The organism is Cellulosimicrobium cellulans (assembly GCF_016921195.1).
Lineage (GTDB): Bacteria > Actinomycetota > Actinomycetes > Actinomycetales > Cellulomonadaceae > Cellulosimicrobium > Cellulosimicrobium cellulans_F.
The window spans coordinates 557,514-577,191 of record NZ_JAFGYF010000002.1 but is presented as its reverse complement, the minus strand read 5'-3'; the positions used below and the strand labels follow the sequence as shown (position 1 = coordinate 577,191).

The 19,678-nt window shown below is 73.6% G+C and carries 16 protein-coding genes; 9 read left to right on the top strand and 7 right to left on the bottom strand.

Annotation, left to right across the window (positions count from 1 at the left end):
* The first annotated feature begins 103 nt into the window (after positions 1–103).
* From pflB to JN535_RS07610, 7 genes are all read left to right on the top strand, one after another.
* A complete protein-coding gene (pflB, locus tag JN535_RS07640; RefSeq protein WP_205204463.1) occupies positions 104–2,419 on the top strand; it encodes a formate C-acetyltransferase in 2,316 nt (771 codons plus the stop codon).
* Between the two features lie 20 nt (positions 2,420–2,439).
* On the top strand, positions 2,440–3,432 hold the full coding sequence (gene pflA, locus JN535_RS07635; protein WP_205204461.1) for a pyruvate formate-lyase-activating protein: 993 nt from the start codon (positions 2,440–2,442) through the stop codon (positions 3,430–3,432).
* 131 nt (positions 3,433–3,563) lie between these two features.
* Complete coding sequence (locus JN535_RS07630; protein ID WP_205204459.1) at positions 3,564–4,184, top strand: GrpB family protein; 621 nt, start codon at positions 3,564–3,566, stop codon at positions 4,182–4,184.
* A gap of 64 nt (positions 4,185–4,248) precedes the next feature.
* A complete protein-coding gene (locus tag JN535_RS07625; RefSeq protein ID WP_085388029.1) occupies positions 4,249–4,452 on the top strand; it encodes a ribbon-helix-helix protein, CopG family in 204 nt (67 codons plus the stop codon).
* Position 4,453: 1 nt separating this feature from the next.
* Positions 4,454–4,843, top strand: coding sequence for a type II toxin-antitoxin system death-on-curing family toxin (locus tag JN535_RS07620; RefSeq protein WP_307868372.1), 390 nt, complete (start codon positions 4,454–4,456; stop codon positions 4,841–4,843).
* The gene (locus JN535_RS21520) at positions 4,840–7,083 is read left to right on the top strand and encodes a DEAD/DEAH box helicase (protein WP_205204457.1); all 2,244 of its coding nucleotides are present in this window, start codon (positions 4,840–4,842) and stop codon (positions 7,081–7,083) included. Before JN535_RS07620 ends, JN535_RS21520 begins: the two co-directional genes overlap by 4 nt.
* 59 nt (positions 7,084–7,142) lie before the next feature.
* Complete coding sequence (locus JN535_RS07610) at positions 7,143–7,898, top strand: PIG-L deacetylase family protein (protein ID WP_205204455.1); 756 nt, start codon at positions 7,143–7,145, stop codon at positions 7,896–7,898.
* 1 nt (position 7,899) lies between these two features.
* Here the strand turns inward: JN535_RS07610 and JN535_RS07605 are convergent, their stop codons facing one another.
* From JN535_RS07605 to JN535_RS07580, 6 genes are all read right to left on the bottom strand, one after another.
* The gene (locus tag JN535_RS07605) at positions 7,900–8,472 is read right to left on the bottom strand and encodes a hypothetical protein (protein ID WP_205204454.1); all 573 of its coding nucleotides are present in this window, start codon (positions 8,470–8,472) and stop codon (positions 7,900–7,902) included.
* 212 nt (positions 8,473–8,684) lie between these two features.
* On the bottom strand, positions 8,685–10,847 hold the full coding sequence (locus JN535_RS07600) for a 3-hydroxyacyl-CoA dehydrogenase NAD-binding domain-containing protein (RefSeq protein WP_205204452.1): 2,163 nt from the start codon (positions 10,845–10,847) through the stop codon (positions 8,685–8,687).
* Positions 10,848–10,849: 2 nt separating this feature from the next.
* Complete coding sequence (locus JN535_RS07595; RefSeq protein ID WP_205204450.1) at positions 10,850–12,145, bottom strand: thiolase family protein; 1,296 nt, start codon at positions 12,143–12,145, stop codon at positions 10,850–10,852.
* 193 nt (positions 12,146–12,338) lie between these two features.
* The gene (locus JN535_RS07590) at positions 12,339–13,382 is read right to left on the bottom strand and encodes a lipid II:glycine glycyltransferase FemX (protein ID WP_307868370.1); all 1,044 of its coding nucleotides are present in this window, start codon (positions 13,380–13,382) and stop codon (positions 12,339–12,341) included.
* 21 nt (positions 13,383–13,403) lie between these two features.
* A complete protein-coding gene (locus JN535_RS07585; RefSeq protein ID WP_240200680.1) occupies positions 13,404–14,678 on the bottom strand; it encodes an HRDC domain-containing protein in 1,275 nt (424 codons plus the stop codon).
* Positions 14,675–15,298 carry a DUF3000 domain-containing protein gene (locus JN535_RS07580; protein WP_307868369.1) on the bottom strand — a complete coding sequence of 208 codons (624 nt, stop codon included), beginning with the start codon at positions 15,296–15,298 and terminating at the stop codon, positions 14,675–14,677. The genes JN535_RS07585 and JN535_RS07580 overlap by 4 nt, the downstream gene beginning before the upstream one ends.
* 263 nt (positions 15,299–15,561) lie before the next feature.
* Between JN535_RS07580 and gndA the strand changes: the two genes are divergently transcribed.
* A complete protein-coding gene (gene gndA, locus JN535_RS07575; RefSeq protein ID WP_205204446.1) occupies positions 15,562–16,998 on the top strand; it encodes an NADP-dependent phosphogluconate dehydrogenase in 1,437 nt (478 codons plus the stop codon).
* A gap of 190 nt (positions 16,999–17,188) precedes the next feature.
* A complete protein-coding gene (locus JN535_RS07570) occupies positions 17,189–18,358 on the top strand; it encodes a DegT/DnrJ/EryC1/StrS family aminotransferase (protein ID WP_205204444.1) in 1,170 nt (389 codons plus the stop codon).
* 46 nt (positions 18,359–18,404) lie between these two features.
* Here the strand turns inward: JN535_RS07570 and JN535_RS07565 are convergent, their stop codons facing one another.
* Positions 18,405–19,637, bottom strand: coding sequence for a carboxylate--amine ligase (locus tag JN535_RS07565; RefSeq protein WP_205204442.1), 1,233 nt, complete (start codon positions 19,635–19,637; stop codon positions 18,405–18,407).
* Positions 19,638–19,678: the final 41 nt, after the last annotated feature.

The following is a 19,678-nucleotide window of genomic DNA, read 5'->3' as shown; positions in this document are numbered from 1 at the left end:
GAGCCCGTCGGAACCTCGACCGAGGGCCTCCACCCGGGGCCCCGCGGGACCGGCGGGTCCGGCCGGCGCGCGGACCCGCGCGTCAGGCACGAGGGAGGTCCAGATGACCAGCGTTTCCGAGGCACCCGGCACGACGAGCGGCGGCCGCGCGGCCGAGGCGGGAACCGTCGACCCGCAGCACGACACCGCGCACGTCCCCGCCTGGGAGGGCTTCTCCGACGGCCCGTGGCGCGACACGGTCGACGTGCGCGACTTCATCCAGCGCAACTACCGTCCCTACACGGGCGACGCGTCGTTCCTCGCCGGCCCCACGGAGCGCACGACGGGCATCTGGCAGACGCTCTCCGCCATGTTCCCCGAGGAGCGGGAGATGGGGATCTACGACGTCGACCCCCACACGCCCGCGGGGATCACGGCGCACGCGCCCGGCTACATCGACAAGGCGCACGAGGTGATCGTCGGCCTCCAGACCGACGCGCCCCTCAAGCGGGCGATCATGCCGAACGGCGGCTGGCGCATGGTCGAGGGCGCGCTCCAGACCTACGGCTACGAGGTCGACGAGACCCTGAAGAAGGTCTTCACCGAGTACCGCAAGACGCACAACCAGGGCGTGTTCGACGTCTACCCTCCGAACGTGCGCGCCGCGCGCAGCTCGCACATCATCACCGGGCTGCCCGACGCCTACGGCCGCGGCCGGATCATCGGCGACTACCGCCGCGTCGCGCTCTACGGCGTCGACGCCCTGATCGCCGCGAAGAAGCTCGACAAGCTCGGCCTCGACACGCAGCCGTTCAGCGAGCAGGTCGTGCGCGAGCGCGAGGAGCACGCGGAGCAGATCCGCGCGCTGGGCGAGCTCAAGGAGATGGCGGCCGGGTACGGCTACGACATCTCGGGTCCGGCGACCACCGCCCGGGAGGCCGTGCAGTGGCTGTACTTCGCCTACCTCGCCGCGGTGAAGGAGCAGAACGGCGCCGCCATGTCGCTCGGTCGCACGTCGACGTTCCTCGACGTGTTCATCGACCGCGACCTCGAGGCCGGCCGCATCACGGAGTCCGAGGCGCAGGAGATCATCGACGACTTCGTCATCAAGCTGCGCATCGTGCGGTTCCTGCGCACACCCGAGTACGACGCCCTGTTCTCCGGCGACCCGACGTGGGTCACCGAGACCATCGGCGGCATGGGCGAGGACGGGCGCCCGCTCGTCACGAAGAACTCGTTCCGGTTCCTCCAGACGCTCTACAACCTCGGCCCGGCCCCGGAGCCGAACATGACGGTCTTCTGGAGCCCGGAGCTGCCGCAGGGCTTCAAGGACTACTGCGCGCAGGTCTCGATCGACACGTCGGCCGTCCAGTACGAGTCGGACGAGCTCATCCGCCGGCACTGGGGCGACGACGCGGCGATCGCGTGCTGCGTGTCCCCGATGCGGGTCGGCAAGCAGATGCAGTTCTTCGGCGCCCGCGTGAACCTCGCCAAGACGCTGCTCTACGCGATCAACGGCGGGCGCGACGAGATCTCGGGCAAGCAGGTGTCGCCCGTGGCGGCGCCCGTCGAGGGCGACGTGCTCGACTTCGACGACGTCATGGCGAAGTTCGACGCGACGATGGACTGGCTCGCCGAGACGTACGTCGAGGCGCTCAACTGCATCCACTGGTCGCACGACAAGTACGCGTACGAGCGCATCGAGATGGCGCTGCACGACAAGGACGTGCTGCGGACGATGGCGTGCGGCATCGCGGGCCTGTCCGTCGCGGCGGACTCGCTCTCGGCGATCAAGCACGCGAAGGTCTCCGTCGTCCGCGACGAGCGCGGTCTCGTCGTCGACTACGTGACCGAGGGCGAGTACCCCACGTACGGCAACGACGACGACCGGGCCGACGCCATCGCCGTCGACCTCGTCGAGCGGTTCATGGCGAAGGTGCGCTCGCACCCGACATACCGTGACGCCGTGCCGACGCAGTCGGTGCTGACGATCACGTCGAACGTCGTGTACGGGAAGGCGACGGGGAACACGCCCGACGGCCGCCGCGCCGGCGAGCCGTTCGCCCCGGGCGCCAACCCGATGAACGGGCGCGACACGCACGGCATGCTCGCCTCGGCGCTGTCGGTGGCCAAGCTGCCGTACGACGAGGCGCAGGACGGCATCTCGCTGACCAACACCGTCGTGCCGAGCGGCCTCGGTCGCACCACGGAGGAGCAGGTCACCAACCTCGCCGGCCTCCTGGACGCCTACATCGGGTCCGAGGGCTACCACATGAACGTCAACGTGCTGAACCGCGAGACGCTCCTGGACGCCATGGACCACCCGGAGAACTACCCCCAGCTGACGATCCGCGTGTCCGGGTACGCGGTGAACTTCGTCCGCCTCACGCGTGAGCAGCAGCTGGACGTGCTCTCGCGCACCTTCCACGGCGCGCTCTGACGAGCGCCGAGGAGCCGGCCATGACCGTCACCCTTCCCGGCCCCGCCGTTCGCCCGTCGCGCGGGTGCGGCGTCGCCGGGGGCACCCTGCCCGACGACGCCACGCGCCTCGACGTCCCGGGCACCCCGGCCTCCGCGGCCGAGCCCGCGGCGTCGGTCACGCCCGTGGGCCACGCGCGCCGGGCCGGCGCGGGCCTGGACGGGCTGACGGTCGCGGACGTGGACCGGGCCGACAAGCTCGCGGCGATGCGCGCGGGCGAGCTCGGCTCGGTCCACTCCTGGGAGCTCGTCACCGCCGTGGACGGGCCGGGGACCCGCCTCACGGTGTTCCTCAACGGGTGCCCGCTGCGGTGCCTGTACTGCCACAACCCCGACACGTTCGCGATGAAGGACGGCAGGCCCGTCACGGCGGACGAGCTCCTCGGGCGCGTCCGGCGCTACCTGCCCGTCTTCCGGGCCACGCACGGAGGGGTCACGCTCTCGGGCGGCGAGGTGCTCATGCAGCCCGCGTTCGCGGCGCGCGTCCTGCGCGGCGCGAAGGCGATGGGCGTGCACACCGCGCTCGACACGTCCGGCTTCCTCGGCGCGAACGCGACCGACGCGATGCTCGACGACACCGACCTCGTGCTGCTCGACGTGAAGTCCGGCGACCCGGACACCTACAAGAAGGTGACGAGCCGCGACCTCGAGCCGACCCTGCGGTTCGGGCGGCGGATCGCCGAGCGCGGGCTCACCGGCCACGCGCCCGTGGTCTGGGTGCGCTTCGTGCTCGTCCCGGGCCTCACCGACGACCCGGACAACGTCGAGAAGGTCGCCGCGTACGCGGCGTCGCTCAACGCGATCCGGCCCGGCACGGTGACGCGCGTCGAGGTGCTGCCCTTCCACCAGATGGGCCGCGACAAGTGGGACGCGCTCGGGCGCACCTACGAGCTCGACGACACGCCCGCGCCCTCGGCCGAGCTCACCGAGCGCGTGCGCGACCAGTTCCGCGCCCACGGCCTGACGACGTACTGACCCGACCCGCCGACGAGCGCCCGCTCGCCGAGACGTGAGAAGTGGCCCCCGACCGCCGTGCTCCCGGGCCGCTTCTCACGTCTCGGCGGGTACGCGCTCCCCGGGGCGGGGTCGGGCCGTAGGGTGCGCGGGTGCCTGCAGCGACCGTCGACGCCCACGACCCCCGATGGACCGACGCCGGGAGGCGCTGGACGGAACGCGTCGCCGCCGCGCTCGCCGACCTCGCGAGCCTCGACGGCACGGGTCCGGTCGTCGTCGAGCACATCGGGTCGACGGCCGTCCCCGGGCTCGCGGCGAAGCCGATCATCGACCTCCAGGTGCGCGTCGCGCCGCTGCCCTCCGAGGCGGAGCTCGCCGCCGCGCTCGGGCCGCTCGGGTTCTCGATCGAGCGCGGGGCGCGCCCCGACTCGCCCGGCGTGTACCGGGACGTCCCGCGTCCGGGCGCCGACCCCGCCCCCGAGCTCTACGCCAAGCGCCTGCTCACCCGCCCGGGTGACGACGACGAGCCGCCCGTGATCCTGCACGTCCGGCGTCTCGACTCCCCGTTCGCGGCGTACGTCGTCGCGTTCCGCGACTGGCTGCGCGCCGTCCCCGCCGAGGCCGCGGCGTACGAGGCGACGAAGCGCAGCCTCGCCGAGCGCCACGCGGACGCCGACGACTACGACGACTACACGCGCGACAAGACGGCGTTCCTCGACGCGGCGCAGTCCCGGATGGAGCGCTGGTCGGCGGAGGTCGGCACGTCGTCGTGAGGGTGCCGGAGCGTACCTGCGGCCGGGGGCGATACTGTGGTGATACCACGTCGGGAGGTGCGGGATGAGCGGCAACCAGATGGTCGTGCGGTTCACCGAGGACGAGAAGCGCGTCCTCGAGGCGGCTGCGGAGCGCGAGGGGCGCTCGCAGAACGAGATCGTCCGTGAGGCCGTACGACGGTACGGCGCAGAGCGCGACGCCCTCCGTGATCGACTGATCGCCGACGCGATCCGCGAGTACGGACCCGTGCTCGACAAGCTCGCCTGAGGTGGTCGAGTCGCGAGAGGTCGAGTACCTCGAGGTGGGGGACCTGCTCGCGGCGGCGCGCGCGCTGCTCCGGGCGGAACCGGTCGTCCGCGACTGGGGTGCGCTCGACTCGGCCGTGCATCGTCCTCGCGCCTCGATGTTCGGTGAGGAGGCGTACCCGTCGCTCGACCTGAAGGCGGCCGCGCTGATGCTCTCCGTCGTCCAGAACCACGCGCTCGTCGACGGCAACAAGCGGCTCGGTCTCGTCGCCGTCGTCGTGTTCTACGGCATGAACGGTGTCGCGCTGCGTGCTCCTCACGACGACGTGTACGAGCTGACGATGTCGATCGCCGACGGCTCGACGCACGACGTGACGTACGTCGCCGAGTGCCTCGCTCGCTGGCACGCGTGACCGCGCCGCGCGCGGCGCTGCCCGACGTCGCCACCGCTCGGGCGGTCGTCGCGGACGCGGACGCCCTGGCCGTGCTGCTCGCGGCGCTCTCCGCCGCGCCCTGGACGGCGCGCGAGCAGGTGCGCGCCGCGTTCGGCGACAGCCGCGAGGCGAAGGTCCTGGCGCGCCTCGACACCGTCGACGTCGCGTCGCTGCGCGACGTCACGCGTGAGCGCCTGCGGCTCGGGGCGCTCGCGGACGCGGGCGTGCGGACGGTCGGCGAGGTCGCGCGGCTCGGTCGCGGCGGGCTGGAGAAGCTCCCCGAGATCGGCCCGCAGACGGCGACGCACCTGCTCGCCGCCGCCGAGCAGGTGGCGCGCGCCGTGCGCGAGAGCCTGCGCTTCCGGATCGACCTCACGCCGACGGACCCGGTCGCGACCGCGCTCGTCCAGGCGCTGCACACGCTCGACCAGGCCGACGCCGCCGTCGCGCGCTACGGCGACCAGGTGCGGGCCGCGCTCGCGGAGCACGAGCACGTGCGCGCCGACGCGCTGGTCGCCGCGAGCGGACCGCGCCGCCTGCTCGCCTGGGGCGAGCGGCGGCGTCGGGCGTCCGCAGCGGTCACCGTGCTCGCCGCGGTCGCCGAGCGGGCGCGAGCGACGGGACTCGCCGAGGAGGCGCGTCGCGTCGTCGAGCTCCTGGCCGAGCCCGCGCGCCCCTACGACGTCTGGGAGGACTTCCGCCGCCGGTCCGCGGCGTACTACGCGCTGCTCGACGGCGTCGCCCCGACGGGCCGCGACGTCGCCGCCGCGGCCGGGCACCTGCCCACCGAGCTCGTGGACCGCGTGCAGACGCAGGCTCTCGACGAGTCGCTGCTGGGGGTCTCGCTGCGCGGCTACCAGGCGTTCGGGGCGCGCTTCGCGCTCGCGCAGCGGCGCGTCGTCCTGGGCGACGAGATGGGGCTCGGCAAGACCGTCCAGGCGATCGCGGTCGTCGCGCACCTCCTCGCGCACGGCGCGACGCACGCGCTGGTCGTGTGCCCGGCGAGCGTGCTGGAGAACTGGGTGCGCGAGCTGCGCGCGCACGCGAGCCTCCCGGTGCACGCCGTCCACGGCGAGGACCGGGAGGAGGCGGCCGCGGCGTGGCGCGCCGGGGGCGGCGTCGCGGTCGTGACCTTCGCGGGCCTGCGGCGCGCGGGGACCGAGGCGTTCGCGGCGGCGGCGCCGGCGGTGCTCGTCGTGGACGAGGCGCACTACGTGAAGAACCCGCTCGCCAAGCGGTCCGTGGCCGTCGCGGCCCTCGCGCGGACGACCGAGCACGTGCTCCTGCTCACCGGCACCCCCATGGAGAACCGGGTCGAGGAGTTCCGCACCCTGCTGGGCTACCTCCAGCCCGAGCTCGCGGCACGGCTCGACGCCGCGCACGGCGCCGCCGGCCCCGACGCGTTCCGCCACGCCGTCGCGCCCGCCTACCTGCGCCGCAACGCCGAGGACGTGCTCGAGGAGCTGCCCGAGCTCGTGCAGGTCGACGAGTGGGAGCGGCTCGGCGCGGTCGACGGCGCCGCGTACCGGGAGGCCGTCGCGGCAGGGTCGTTCATGGCGATGCGGCGGGCCGCGTTCGCCGTCGAGCACCCCGAGGACTCGGCGAAGCTGCGCCGGCTCGTCGAGATCGCGCGCGAGGCGTCCGACAACGGGCGCAAGGTCGTGGTGTTCTCGTACTTCCGGGACGTCGTGGACGTGGTCGTGCGCGCGCTCGGCGACCTCGCCCTCCCGCCCCTCACCGGCTCCGTACCCGCCCCTACGCGCCAGACGATCGTCGACGACTTCACCGCGGCCGAGGACCCGCGCGTGCTCGTCAGCCAGATCGACGTCGGGGGAGTGGGTCTCAACCTCCAGGCGGCGTCCGTGGTGGTCCTGTGCGAGCCGCAGACCAAGCCCACGACCGAGGCGCAGGCCGTCGCGCGCGCCCACCGCATGGGGCAGGTCGAGACCGTCCAGGTGCACCGCTTGCTCACCGTCGACAGCGTCGACGAGCACCTCGTGCGCCTCCTCGGGACGAAGGCCCGGCTGTTCGACGCCTATGCACGCCGCAGCGCGCTCGCCGAGGAGGTCGCGGGCGCGGTCGACGTCTCCGAGGCCTCGCTCGCGCGCGCCGTGGTCGACGCCGAGCGCGCCCGGCTGTTCGTCGACCCGGCCGTCACGTCCGTCGAGGACGCGCCCTTCGTCGGCGCCGTCGTGGAGGACGAACCGGTCGAGCGCTGACGCGGTGCCGTGCACCCGGTCGACGCGCCCGCCGGTGCGGCACGGCATAGCGTGGCGTCATGACCGCGACGGACGCCCTGCCCCCGCTCACCCCGCTGCCCGAGGACTGGTCCACGGCGCTGGCCGTCGTCGCCCATCCCGACGACATGGAGTTCGGTGCCGCGGCGGCGGTCGCGCGGTGGACGGGTCAGGGCAAGCGGGTCGTCTACTGCATGGTGACGAGCGGCGAGGCCGGCATCGACGGCATGGACCCCGACGAGGCGCGCCGCGTGCGCGAGGCCGAGGAGATCGAGTCCGCGCGGATCGTCGGTGTCGAGGAGGTCGAGTTCCTCGGGCTGCCGGACGGCGTGCTCGAGTACGGGCTGCCGCTCCGGAGGGCGATCGCCGGAGCGATCCGGCGCCACCGGCCCGACGTCGTGATCACGGGGAACTACCGCGAGACGTTCCCGGGCGGGATGCTCAACCAGGCGGACCACATCGCGACCGGGCGCGCCGTCGTCGACGCCGTGCGCGACGCGGGGAACCGGTGGGTGTTCCGCGAGCAGGTCGAGTCGGACGGGATCGAGCCCTGGGGCGGCGTGCGCCAGGTCTGGGTCGCGGCCTCGCCCGACGCCGCGCACGGCGTGGACGTGAGCGCGACGTTCGACGCGGGGGTCGCGTCGCTGCGCGCGCACGCGGCCTATCTCGACGGCCTCGGCTGGGCGGACTTCGACCCGGCCGCGTTCCTCGCGTCCATGAGCGCGCCCACGGGCGAGCGCATGGGCGTCACGCACGCGGTCGCGTTCGAGGTCCTGCGCATGGGCTGGGAGGACTGACTCAGCCTCGGTCGGGCTGGTCCTCGATCTCGACGATCTTCAGCTCGGGCGTGAACCCGAACAGCGCGCCGTCGCGCGAGCCGACCCACCACGTCCCGCACATCGCGGTCGCGGACTGCTCGGTGCCCTCCTCCCACCACGACGCCTCGAGCGTCGCCGCCGTCCGGTAGTCGGCGGCGGTCAGCTCGCCGCGCTCGGGCCGCGGCTCCAGGGGGTGCTGCGCCGAGACGGGGGTGCAGCTCTCGGGCAGCGCGCCGAGATCGGCCGTCATCGTGAGGATCCGCTCGTCGCCCGTCGTGCGGACCACCTCGCGCACGTCGGTGGCGGAGTCGGGGACCCAGTCAGGAAGCACCGCGTCGGCCTTGCCTGCCTTCCCGGTCGCGAACTCGTACGTCGTCGTGTGGCCGGCGCGGTTCTCGGCGACCGCCTCGCCGATGCTCCCGCACGCGGACAGGAGGAGGGCGGCACCGGCGGCGAGCGTGAGGGCGCCGAGCATTCGGCGCTCGGTCGTGCCGCGCGGGGTCGTGGTCAGGGGGAGGTCGGTGGCGGGCTGGGCGGGGGTGCGGTTCGTCATGCCCACGACGCTACGGAGCGCGCGACGGCGGCGGATCGGGCCGCGAGCGGAACCTCCGCGCGGTCGTCGTACGACCACGGACGGGCGACCAGAGGAAAGGCTCCATCCCAGGTCGCCGACCGAGGATGACCTTGTCGACCGCCGAGCATGCGGTTGTCGCCCGTCCCGCACTCGGGACGGGCGACAACCGCATGCTCGGCGGAGGGTGGTGATCAGGTGTGTGGTGCTGCCGGGACGTTTGCTGCGCCGTCGGGCAGGAACCGGCGGCCCAGGACCTTCTCGCTGTACCCCGTGCGGTCGAGGTACGGCGTGATGCCGCCCAGGTGGAAGCCCCACCCGGCGCCGAGGATCATGCACAGGTCGATCTGCGACGGGCTCGCGACCACGCCCTCGTCGAGCATGAGCCCGATCTCCTGCGTGAGCGCGGTGAGGACCGAGTCGAGGACGCCCGCCTCGTCGAGCGCACCCGGGCCGCCGGCCTCGCCGGTGCCGAACACGCGCTGGATCGCCGGGTCGACGGGCTTGGGCAGGCCCTTGGGCGCGTCGAGCACCACGGGGATCTGCTCGTCGACGATGCGCTGGAGCCCGGGTGACTCGGGGAACCGGTCGCCCAGGTCCTCGCGGAGCGACGTGAGGACGTGCAGGCCGACGGCCGGGCCGACGAGGTCGAACAGCGCGAACGGCGGCATCGGCAGGCCGAGCGGTGCGACCGCGCGGTCCGCGACCTCGACGGACGTGCCGTTCTCGACCGCCTCGACGATCTTGCCCATGAGCAGGATGAGCAGGCGGTTGACGACGAAGCCGGGACGGTCGGCGACGAGCACGGCCGTCTTGCGCAGCTTCTTCGTCATCGCGAACGCCGTGGCGAGCGCGGCGTCGTCGGTCTTGGCCGCCTGGATGATCTCCACGAGCGGCATCTGGGCGACGGGGTTGAAGAAGTGCATCCCGACGACGCGCTCGGGGTGCTGCAGGTCGGCCGCCATCTCGGTGATCGAGAGCGCGGAGGTGTTCGTCAGCAGCACGGCCTCGGGCGAGATCACGCCCTCGAGCTCGGCGAAGACCTTCTTCTTCAGCCCGAGGATCTCCGTGACCGCCTCGATGACGACGTCGCAGCCCGCGAAGTCGCCGAGCTCGGTCGTGCCGTGCACCGAGCCGACGATGCGCGCGCCGGTGTCCGCGGACATGCGGCCCGAGCCGACGAGCTTCTCGACCGTCGAGCGCACGTAGCCGAGGCCCTTGTCGACGCGCTCCTGGTCGAGGTCGCGCATGACGACCGGCACCTGGAGGCGCTGGGCGAACAGCAGCGCTATCTGCGCGGCCATGAGCCCCGCGCCGACGATCCCCACGCGGGTGACGGGGCGGGCGAGTTTCGCGTCGGGCGCGCCCTGGGGCCGCTTGCCCTTCGAGACGAGCTGGAACGCGTAGACGCTCGCGCGCATCTCGTCGCTCATGATGAGGTCCGCGAGGGCCTCGTCCTCGGCCGCGAACGCCTCCTCGCGCGTCGCCGTGCGGGCGGCCGCGACGAGGTCGAGCGCGCGGTACGGGGCGGGGCGCGAGCCCGCGACCACGGCGTCGAGGCGCTGGCGCGTCCCGGCGACGACCGCGTCCCACACGGGCTGCGGGTCGAGCTCGCGCCGCTCGACGACGATCTCGCCGCGCAGCACCGCCTCGGCCCAGCGCAGCGAGGACTCGAGGAAGTCGGGCGCCTCGAAGAGCGCGTCGACGAGCCCGATCTCGTACGCCTCCTTCGCCTTGAACGGCTTGTTCGCGGCCGGGCGGGCGAGGATGACGTCCATCGCCTTCTCGACGCCGAGCAGGCGCGGCACGAGGTAGGCGCCGCCCCAGCCGGGGACCAGGCCCAGGCCGACCTCGGGTAGCGCGAGCGCACCGGCGTCGGACGCGACGGTGCGGTACGTGCAGTTCAGCGCGATCTCGAGGCCGCCGCCGAGGGCGACGCCGTTGACGAACGCGAACGTCGGCACGCCCATGTCCTGGAGCAGCGTGTACGCGGCGTGCCCGGCGCGGCCGAGCGCGAGCGCGTCGTCGCGCACCTGGACGGCCGCGGCCTGCGTGAGGTCCGCGCCCGCGGCGAGGAAGTACGGCTTGCCCGTGACGGCGACGGCGACGATCTCGCCGTCGGCTGCGCGGCGCTGGAGCGCCTCGAGAGCCGTGTGCAGCTCCGCGAGGCCCTCGGGACCGAGCGTCGTCGGCTTGGTGTGGTCGAGCCCGTTGTCGAGCGTGAGCAAGGCGAGCGTGCCCGTCCCGCCGGGGAGCGCGACGTCGCGCACGAGCGAGTGCGTGACGCGCTCCCCGCGCGCGGTGTCCTTCGTCGCGTCCGCGGAGGTGGTGGGCGTGGTGTCGGTCGGTGCGCTCATCGTCAGTTCTCCGCGGTCTCGAAGGTGTGGCCGGAGTAGTCGGCGTGGTGCGGGTTCTCCCAGATCACGGTGCCGCCCATGCCGAGGCCGACGCACATGGTCGTCAGGCCGTAGCGCACCTCGGGGTGCTGCTCGAACTGGCGCGCGAGCTGCGTCATGAGGCGCACGCCGGAGGACGCGAGCGGGTGGCCCATGGCGATGGCGCCGCCGTACTGGTTGACGCGCTCGTCGTCGTCCGCGATGCCGAAGTGGTCGAGGAACGCGAGCACCTGGACGGCGAACGCCTCGTTGATCTCGAACAGACCGATGTCGTCGATCGTCAGGCCTGCGGACGCGAGCGCGCGCTCGGTCGCGGGGACGGGTCCGATGCCCATGACCTCGGGGTCGACGCCCGCGTACGCGTACGCCACGAGGCGCATGCGCGCCGGCAGCCCCAGCTCGTCGGCGACGTCGCCCGCGGCGAGCAGGCACGCCGTCGCGCCGTCGGTGAGCGGCGAGGCGTTGCCCGCGGTCACCTTGCCGCCGGGGCGGAACGGGGTCTTGAGGTCGCGGATCGCGTCGACCGTCGTACCGGGACGGGGCAGCTCGTCCGCGGTGGCCAGGCCCCAGCCGAGCTCGGTCGACCGGGTCGCGATCGGCACGAGGTCGGGGGAGATGTCGCCGTTCGCGAGGGCCTTGGCGTACTTGGCCTGGCTCGCGACGGCGTACGCGTCGGCACGCTCCTTGGTGAGGTGCGGGTACCGGTCGTGCAGGTTCTCGGCCGTCGCGCCCATGACGAGCGCGGAGGAGTCGACGAGCTTCTCTGCGACGAACCGCGGGTTCGGGTCCGACCCCTCGCCCATGGGGTGGTGGCCCATGTGCTCGACGCCGCCCGCGACGACGACGTCCTGCGCGCCCACGGCGACGTTCGCCGCGGTGGTCGTGACCGCGGTCATCGCGCCGGCGCACATGCGGTCGATCGCGAAGCCGGGCACCGACTTCGGCAGCCCCGCGAGGACCGCGACGCTGCGGCCGAGGGTGAGGCCCTGGTCGCCGGTCTGCGTCGTCGCGGCGAGCGCGAGCTCGTCGATGCGCTCGACGGGCAGCTCGGGGCGGCGGCGCAGGAGCTCGCGGACCGTCTTCACCGCGAGGTCGTCCGCGCGGGTCTCGGCGTAGATCCCGTCGGGGCGTGCCTTGCCGAACGGGCTGCGGACGCCCTCGACGAAGACGACGTCGCGCACGGGGCGGTGACGCGAGCGCTGGCTGGCCGCCTGGGTGGGTGCCGAGGTGGGAGAGGAGGCCTCGTTGGCCACGGTCATGGCATCTCCATCCGATGCAGATGGTCGGGACGGCGGTGTCCGGAGCGGCACCGCTCGGGGTCGTACGTGCGATACACGCTACCGCGAGTATCGGTAAAGCACGAGACCGATGCTACGACATGAAGAGACCCGGTATCGCATCGCGCGATACCGGGTCTCTCGTCGTCGCTCTCGTGCTGGGACAGGGTCCCGGTCAGCGGCTCCCGCGGAGCTTGCGCACGACCTTCTTCGCGGTCGGCAGGCCCTTGTTCCACGCGGAGTACCACATCGAGAACGGCACGTCGACGCTGTGCACGAGCTCGTCGTCGTGCTGGGCGAAGCTCCGCTTGAACTCGCTGATCCCGTCGTTGAGCAGCCCGTTCATGTCGTACCGGACCAGCCCGGCCTGCTGCGCGAGCGTGATCGCGTGCCACTTCACCGGCGCGTTCGCGCGCAGCTTGCGGCCCGCGTCGTTGATGCCGCCGTAGAGCTCGAACGACGTCGTCGCCGACGACACGCACCACACGAACGACACGGGCGCGCCCTCGGAGAACGCGGCGACGAGCACCGAGTGCTCCCCGAGCTCGCGGTGGATCGCGAGGTAGTACTCGTCGTCGTGCAGCGCGAAGCCCGCGCGCTCCGCGGTCTCGTGGTAGACGTCGAGCACCTGGCGCACCTCGGCCTCGTCCGTCACGCGGCGCACCTCGAGGCCCGTGCGGGCGGCCTTGCGGATGTCGTACCGCGTCGACTTGCCCATGGCCTTCGTCAGCTCGTCCTGGGACTTCGTCAGGTCGAGGATCAGGGTCACCGGGTAGAGGATCGGGTTCGCCGCGGGCCGGGCGTCCGGGAGCGCGAGGTGGGTCCCGACCGGCCAGTCGGGCTCGATGGTGATGCCCACGCCCCCGACCGTCGACTTGCACCACGCGACGACCGCCCGGGTCACGGCGTCGCGCGTCGCGTCGTCGCCCACGCCCGGGCCGGCACCCCAGCCGTCACCCGCCGGCGCGATCACGGGCCCGCGGGGCACGTGGCACAGCGCCTTGAACTGCGCGGGGAGAGACCGGACGAGGACCTGCGCCATCCCGCGGACGCGACCGTCGGCGTCCACGGCCTCCACGCGGTGCGGGGTCCACGCCCCCGTGGCCTTCACCTCGCCCCAGCCCCAGAGCTGGAGCGGGTGGCCGCCGAGCTCGTTCACCCGGGCGTCCCAGGAGGCGCGGTCGGTGACTGTCCGGATCGTCAGGTTCGCGTCGTGCACGCGGACGACCCTACCCGCTCGCTACGCCCGCTCGACGCTCGCGAAGGCCTCCGCGAGGGGCTGGGCGACGAGCGCCACCTGCCAGTCGCGCGCACCCCGCCCGTGCAGGAACGCGGAGATCCCCGCCGCGTCCAGCGGATCCGGCGGCGTCCAGCACAGCCGCCGCAGCGCGTCCGGCTGCAGCACGTTCTCCACCGGGACCGCGTGCTGCTCCGACAGACCCTGCACGACGGCGCGCGCCGCCTCGAGCCGTGCCGCGGCGCCAGGGTCGCGGTCGGCCCACGCTCGGGGCGGAGGCGGGGCGTCGGTGCGGGGCCCCCGCGTCGTCGGGAGGGCGCTCGCGGGCAACGCGAGCGCGGCGTCGATCGCCCGCTGCCAGTACGCCGCGCGGCGGCGTGTGCCCTTGCCCGCGAACGGGGGCAGCTCGACGAGCTGGCCGGCCGTGCGCGGCAGGGCCTCCGCCGCGGCGACGATCGCGCGGTCGGGCAGCACCCGGCCCGGCGCGATGTCGCGAGCGCGGGCCGTCGCGTCCCGGGCCTCCCACAGGCTGCGCACGACCGCCAGCCGGCGCGGGTCGCGCAGCGTGTGCGTCCCCGACGTGCGCCGCCAGGGCTCGGGCCGCGGCGCCGGCGGACCGGCGGTCCGGACCGCCTCGAACTCCTCGGCCGCCCAGCCGGCCTTGCCCGCCTCCTCGAGCCGTTCACCGAGGGCCCGGCGCAGCGGGACGAGCACCTCGACGTCGAGCGCCGCGTACCGCAGCCAGTCGTCCGGGAGCGGGCGGGTCGACCAGTCGACCGCCGAGTGCTCCTTCGCGAGGCCCAGGCCCAGCACGTCCGCGACGACGGCCGCGAGCCCCACGCGCTCCATGCCGAGGAGCCGTGCCGCGAGCTCGGTGTCGAACACGCTCGCCGGGACCACGCCGTGCTCGGCGAGGCCGGGCAGGTCCTGCGACGCGGCGTGCAGCACCCACTCGGCGTCGCCGACCGCCTCGCGCAGCGGCGACAGGTCGGGCACGGCGACCGGGTCGACGAGCGCCGTCCCCGCACCCTCGCGGCGCACCTGGACGAGGTACGTGCGCTGACCGTAGCGGTATCCCGACGCGCGCTCCGCGTCGGCGGCGACCGGTCCGCTCGCGGCGGCGAACGCGTCGACGACGCGGGCGAAGGCCGCCGGGGTGTCGACGACCGGGCCGAGCCCGTCGGACGGCTCGGTGAGCGGCGTGACGACGGTCTGCGGAGTGCCGGGCGCGGGGGTCGGGTCGAGCGGCGGGGGTGCGGGTGCTGCGGTCGAGCTCATGGGTTCACGGTATTGCGTCGCGCGGGGGGCCGGGCGCCGAGCGGCGTCACGCCGTCGGGCAGGGGCGGCAGCCCGGCGGCGGTGCACAGCAGCTGCGCCCATGCCGCGAGATGGTCGCCGAGGTCCGCCGCACCGGCGCTCCCCGCCGGCACGGGGGTCCACGACGCGCGCATCTCCAGCTCCACGTCGTTGTGCTTGCCGGCGAGCGCGCCGAAGCTCTGCGACAGGACGCGCGTCACCGTGCCGCCCTCCGCCCGGGCGGCCGCACCCGTGTCGTGGAGCGCGTCCTCGAGCCACGTCCACGCGACCTCGGCGAGCATCTCCTCCGACGCCATCTCCGGCTCGAGCGTGGCACGCACCATCGTCACCACGCGGAAGGTGCCCTGCCACGCCTCCTGGCCGTCGGGGTCGTGGAGCACGATGAACCGCCCTGACGCGAGGTCGGGGTCCTCGGAGCGTGCGGCCTCCACCTCGCCCGTGAGCGCGACCGACCACGGCGCGATCCGGCGGGGGGCGGGGACCTCGCGCAGCGTGACCTCGGGTCGCAGCCGCCGCGCGCCGAGGGCGTCGAGGACGGCACGGAACGCCGGGGGAGCGTCGGTCCCGTGAGCGGTGATCACTCTCGGCACACTACGAGCCGACCGGACGAACCGGACGCGCGCCGCGCGGGCGTCATCGAATCGTGACCCCGACTTCGTCAAGAACGCTGCCGGTGACCGGATCGTGGCCCCTCGGGAGCGGTGCGGCGCACGAGGACTAGGCTGGCCGCGTATCCATCACCGGTGCACCCGGCCGTGCCCCACGCCCGGCCCGGTCCGGCTGCGCGCCCTCCCGCGCGCAGCCGTGGTGCGCCGGGACCGACCCTCGAGGAGCAGGGAAGCAGATGTCAGCACGCGCACAGATCGGTGTGACCGGACTCGCCGTCATGGGTCGCAACCTGGCCCGCAACTTCGCCCGGCACGGCTACACGGTCGCGGTGCACAACCGCTCGTACGCCAAGACCGAGTCCCTGATCGCCGAGGCGGGCAGCGAGGGCGACTTCGTCCCGTCCGAGTCGATGGCCGACTTCGTCGCCTCGCTCGAGCGCCCGCGCAAGGTCGTCATCATGGTCAAGGCCGGCGCGGCCACCGACGCGGTCATCGACGAGCTCGTGCCGCTGCTGGAGGAGGGCGACATCGTCGTCGACGCCGGCAACGCGCACTTCCCCGACACGATCCGCCGGGAGAAGGCGCTCGCGGCGAAGGGCCTGCACTTCGTCGGCACGGGCGTCTCGGGCGGCGAGGAGGGTGCGCTCAACGGCCCGTCGATCATGCCCGGCGGCACGCGTGAGTCGTACCAGAGCCTCGGTCCGATCCTCGAGGACATCTCGGCGAAGGTCGACGGTGTGCCGTGCTGCACCTACGTCGGGCCCGACGGCGCCGGGCACTTCGTCAAGATGGTGCACAACGGCATCGAGTACGCCGACATGCAGCTCATCGCCGAGGCGTACGACCTGCTCAAGCAGGGGCTCGGCGCGTCCGCCGCGGAGATCGGGAAGATCTTCGAGGAGTGGAACACGGGCGACCTCGAGTCGTTCCTCATCGAGATCACCGCGGACGTGCTCCAGCACGTGGACGCGGAGACCGGCAAGGCGTTCGTCGACGTCGTGCTCGACCAGGCGGAGCAGAAGGGCACCGGCCGCTGGACGGTGCAGAACGGCCTCGACCTCGGCGTGCCGATCACCGGCATCGCCGAGGCGACGTTCGCCCGCGCGCTGTCCGGCTCGGTGCCGCAGCGCGAGGCCGGCCGCGCGGCGCTGCCCGCCGACGCGGCGGCCTGGGACGTGCAGGACCGCGACGCGTTCGTCGAGGACGTGCGCCTCGCGCTCTACGCGTCCAAGGTCGTCGCCTACTCGCAGGGCTTCGACCAGATCGCGGCGGCGTCCGCCGAGTACGGCTGGGACATCGACCGCGGGGCGATGGCCCGGATCTGGCGCGGCGGCTGCATCATCCGCGCGCGCTTCCTCAACCGCATCACCGAGGCGTACGAGCGCGACGCGCAGCTCCCGCTGCTCCTCGCCGACGAGTACTTCACCGGTGCCGTGAGCAACGGCCTCGCGGCGTGGCGCCGCGTCGTGTCCCAGGCAGCCCTCAACGGCGTGCCGACGCCCGCGTTCTCGTCGTCGCTCGCGTACTACGACGGCGTGCGGGCCGAGCGCCTGCCCGCCGCGCTCATCCAGGCGCAGCGCGACTTCTTCGGCGCGCACACCTACCGCCGCGTCGACAAGGCGGGCGTGTTCCACACCGAGTGGTCGGGCGACCGGACCGAGTCCGACGCCTGACGGCTCGCGCCGCATCCACCGACGGCGGTCGTCGCGCTCCGGCGCGGCGGCCGCCGTCGGCGCGTCCGGCCCTGCCTGGTCGGGTCCGCCGCCGCCCGTGCGGCCCGCACGCGTCGGCCGACGTGGCAGGCTAGGCCGGGCGGGCCGCTGCGCCGGTCCGCTCCCTTGCCGCCGGACGACACGGAGAACGATGAGCCGCCACCCCCAGGACGCGACCGCGACGAGGATGCTCGCCGACCGGACGGGCACCGACCCCGCCGACTGGTTCCTCGTGTTCAAGGCCCGCTACGGCATGGAGGTCGTGTTCCGCGCGCTCGCCGAGGCGCGCGGGGCGGGCGACGTGGTCACCCAGGCGTTCACGTGCTCGACGGCGGTCGACCCGGTGCTCGTCGCCGGGCTGCGGCCCGTCTACGCCGAGGTGTCCCCGGCGACCGTCGCGATCGACCCCGACCGGCTCGCCGTCGGGCCGGCCACGTGCGCCGTCGTGCTCCAGAACACGTTCGGCATCGTCGACGACTCGACCGCGCTCCGGCTGCGCGCTGCGGCGCGCTCCGTCGGGGCCCTGCTCGTCGAGGACAGCGCGCACTGCGTCACGCGCCTCGCGCGCGATGCCGACGGGTCGCCCGTCGCGGACGTGTCGTTCCACTCGTTCGGCGTCGAGAAGATGCTCCCCACGCGGTTCGGGGGCGCGGTCTGGGTGAACCCGGCGCTCGACCCGGCGCTGCGGACCCGGGTCGTCTCCGCCCTCGACGCGCTGCCGGTCGTGGGCGCACGGCTCGACCTCGCCGCGCGCAGCTTCCGGACGCAGGTGCGCGTGCTCAACCGGCTCCCGGGCGGCGCGGCGGGGAAGGTCCGGGGGGCGCTCACCGCCGTCGGTGCGTACGAGCCGGCGATCGCCCCCGTGGAGAACCGCGGCGGCCTGGCGCACCCGCCGCAGCGGCCGTCGTCGTGGGTCACCGGCCGGATGGTCGACGCGCTGCGGTCGAGCGGCGACGTCGAGGCGCGCCGCGCCGACACCGTCGCGGAGTACGTGCGCGGGCTGTCCGACGTCGTCGAGGTGCCGGCGGGTATCGGCGAGCGCGCGCCGCTGGTCCGGTTCCCCTTCTTCGCGCCCGACGCGCCGACCGCCGACCGGCTCGTGCGGGAGCTCACCGCCGCCGGTTTCTACGTCGGCAAGTGGTACCGCCCCGCGCTGTTCCCCGGCCCGGACGACCCGGCCGTGTACGGGTACACGCCCGGAGACCCGGCGCTCGCGACGACCGAGGACCTCGTGGCGCGCGTCGTCAACCTGCCGACCACGGTCGGGGTCGCGACGGCGCGCCGGATCGTCGAGGCGGTACGGTCACGGCTCGCCGGTTGAGTGAGCCGGTCCGGGCGGGCGAAGAGCCGCCCGGACCGACGAGCGCTCACGCCGACGGGCGCGAGCGCGCGAACTTCACGTAGTCGAGCGTGTGGCGCAGGTCGACGCGCCACACGTCGACCCGGCGGCGCAGGCTCATGTCGGGCGCGTAGCGCAACGTGTGCCACACACCGTGCTTGCGGGCCTTCTTCACGCGGTGGCGCAGCGAGACCGGCACGAGCGCGCGGACGACCGGGTAGGGCACGTTGACCCACAGGCGCGCCTCGGACGTGACCTGCTCGGGCAGCTCGCGCCCGTGCACCAGGTCCTCGACGTAGCAGCGCGCGAGGTTCCCGCCGGCGGCCATCGTGTAGAAGCTCGCCGCGCCCTGGCGCAGGTTGACCTCGAGGATCTTGCTCGTGCCGGTGCGGCGGTCGTACATGACGTCGAGGTTCGCGGCGCCCACGTAGCCGAGGCTGTCGAGCAGGTGCCGGATCGATTCGGTGAGCCTGTCGTCCTTCATCGTCACGACGGCGTTGTAGTTGCCCACGAGCTTCGGGTCGTACTCGCCGAGCACGATCTGCGCGGCGGACAGGAACCGCAGCCGGCCGTGCCGGTCGGAGTACGTGTTGACCACGCGCATGACCGACTCGTCGCCCGCGAGGTACTCCTGCACGATGAGGTCGTCGGTGTAGCCCGCGGCGTAGATGCGGCGCGCGACGTCGCGCAGCTCGGCCGCGTCCTGGACGAGGTAGACCTTCTTCTTGCCCTCGAACTGCAGGCGCGGGTAGGTGTCGGTGTCCGACGGCTTGAGGATGAGGGGGTACGGGAACGGCAGGTCCTCGCCGAATCCCGGCGCGTCGACGTCCGCCGCCGTCGCGATCACCGTCTCCGGGTGCGGCACGCCCAGCTCCGCGCACGTGCGGTAGAAGTCGGTCTTGTTCATGAGGCGCGCGGCCAGCTCCTGGCCGACGAGCGGGATGACGTAGAGGTCCTCGAGCTCGGCGCGGTGCGCGATCACGACGTTCGTGTAGAACTCGATGTTCGCGATGAGCAGGCGCTTGCGGCCCGGGAACTCCTGGGCCAGCTCGCGCAGGACCGCGACGATGCGCTCCGGGTCGTCGAAGTCGCGGTAGGTGCGGACGTCGACGATGCGGGAGTCCGCCGTCTCCCGCAGGGGGAAGCGGCCCAGGGCCAGCGTGCGGACGCCGTACGCCTCGTGCAACGACCTCGCGATGTTGTAGGTGTTGAGGTTGGTCCCCAGGACGATGGGGAGGAACTCGGCGTTGCCGTACGTCATCGCGGAGGGTCGTCCGTTTCTCTGTGTGGTCGGCGGGCGTC

What these genes read in the sequence shown, in the direction of transcription:
- pflB (WP_205204463.1), top strand. Translation starts at nt 104, where the DNA reads ATGACCAGCGTTTCCGAGGCACCCGGCACGACGAGCGGCGGCCGCGCG.
- pflA (WP_205204461.1), top strand. Translation starts at nt 2,440, where the DNA reads ATGACCGTCACCCTTCCCGGCCCCGCCGTTCGCCCGTCGCGCGGGTGC.
- JN535_RS07625 (WP_085388029.1), top strand. Translation starts at nt 4,249, where the DNA reads ATGAGCGGCAACCAGATGGTCGTGCGGTTCACCGAGGACGAGAAGCGC.
- JN535_RS07610 (WP_205204455.1), top strand. Translation starts at nt 7,143, where the DNA reads ATGACCGCGACGGACGCCCTGCCCCCGCTCACCCCGCTGCCCGAGGAC.
- JN535_RS07605 (WP_205204454.1), bottom strand. Translation starts at nt 8,472, where the DNA reads ATGACGAACCGCACCCCCGCCCAGCCCGCCACCGACCTCCCCCTGACC.
- JN535_RS07600 (WP_205204452.1), bottom strand. Translation starts at nt 10,847, where the DNA reads ATGAGCGCACCGACCGACACCACGCCCACCACCTCCGCGGACGCGACG.
- JN535_RS07595 (WP_205204450.1), bottom strand. Translation starts at nt 12,145, where the DNA reads ATGACCGTGGCCAACGAGGCCTCCTCTCCCACCTCGGCACCCACCCAG.
- JN535_RS07585 (WP_240200680.1), bottom strand. Translation starts at nt 14,678, where the DNA reads ATGAGCTCGACCGCAGCACCCGCACCCCCGCCGCTCGACCCGACCCCC.
- gndA (WP_205204446.1), top strand. Translation starts at nt 15,562, where the DNA reads ATGTCAGCACGCGCACAGATCGGTGTGACCGGACTCGCCGTCATGGGT.
- JN535_RS07570 (WP_205204444.1), top strand. Translation starts at nt 17,189, where the DNA reads ATGAGCCGCCACCCCCAGGACGCGACCGCGACGAGGATGCTCGCCGAC.
- JN535_RS07565 (WP_205204442.1), bottom strand. Translation starts at nt 19,637, where the DNA reads ATGACGTACGGCAACGCCGAGTTCCTCCCCATCGTCCTGGGGACCAAC.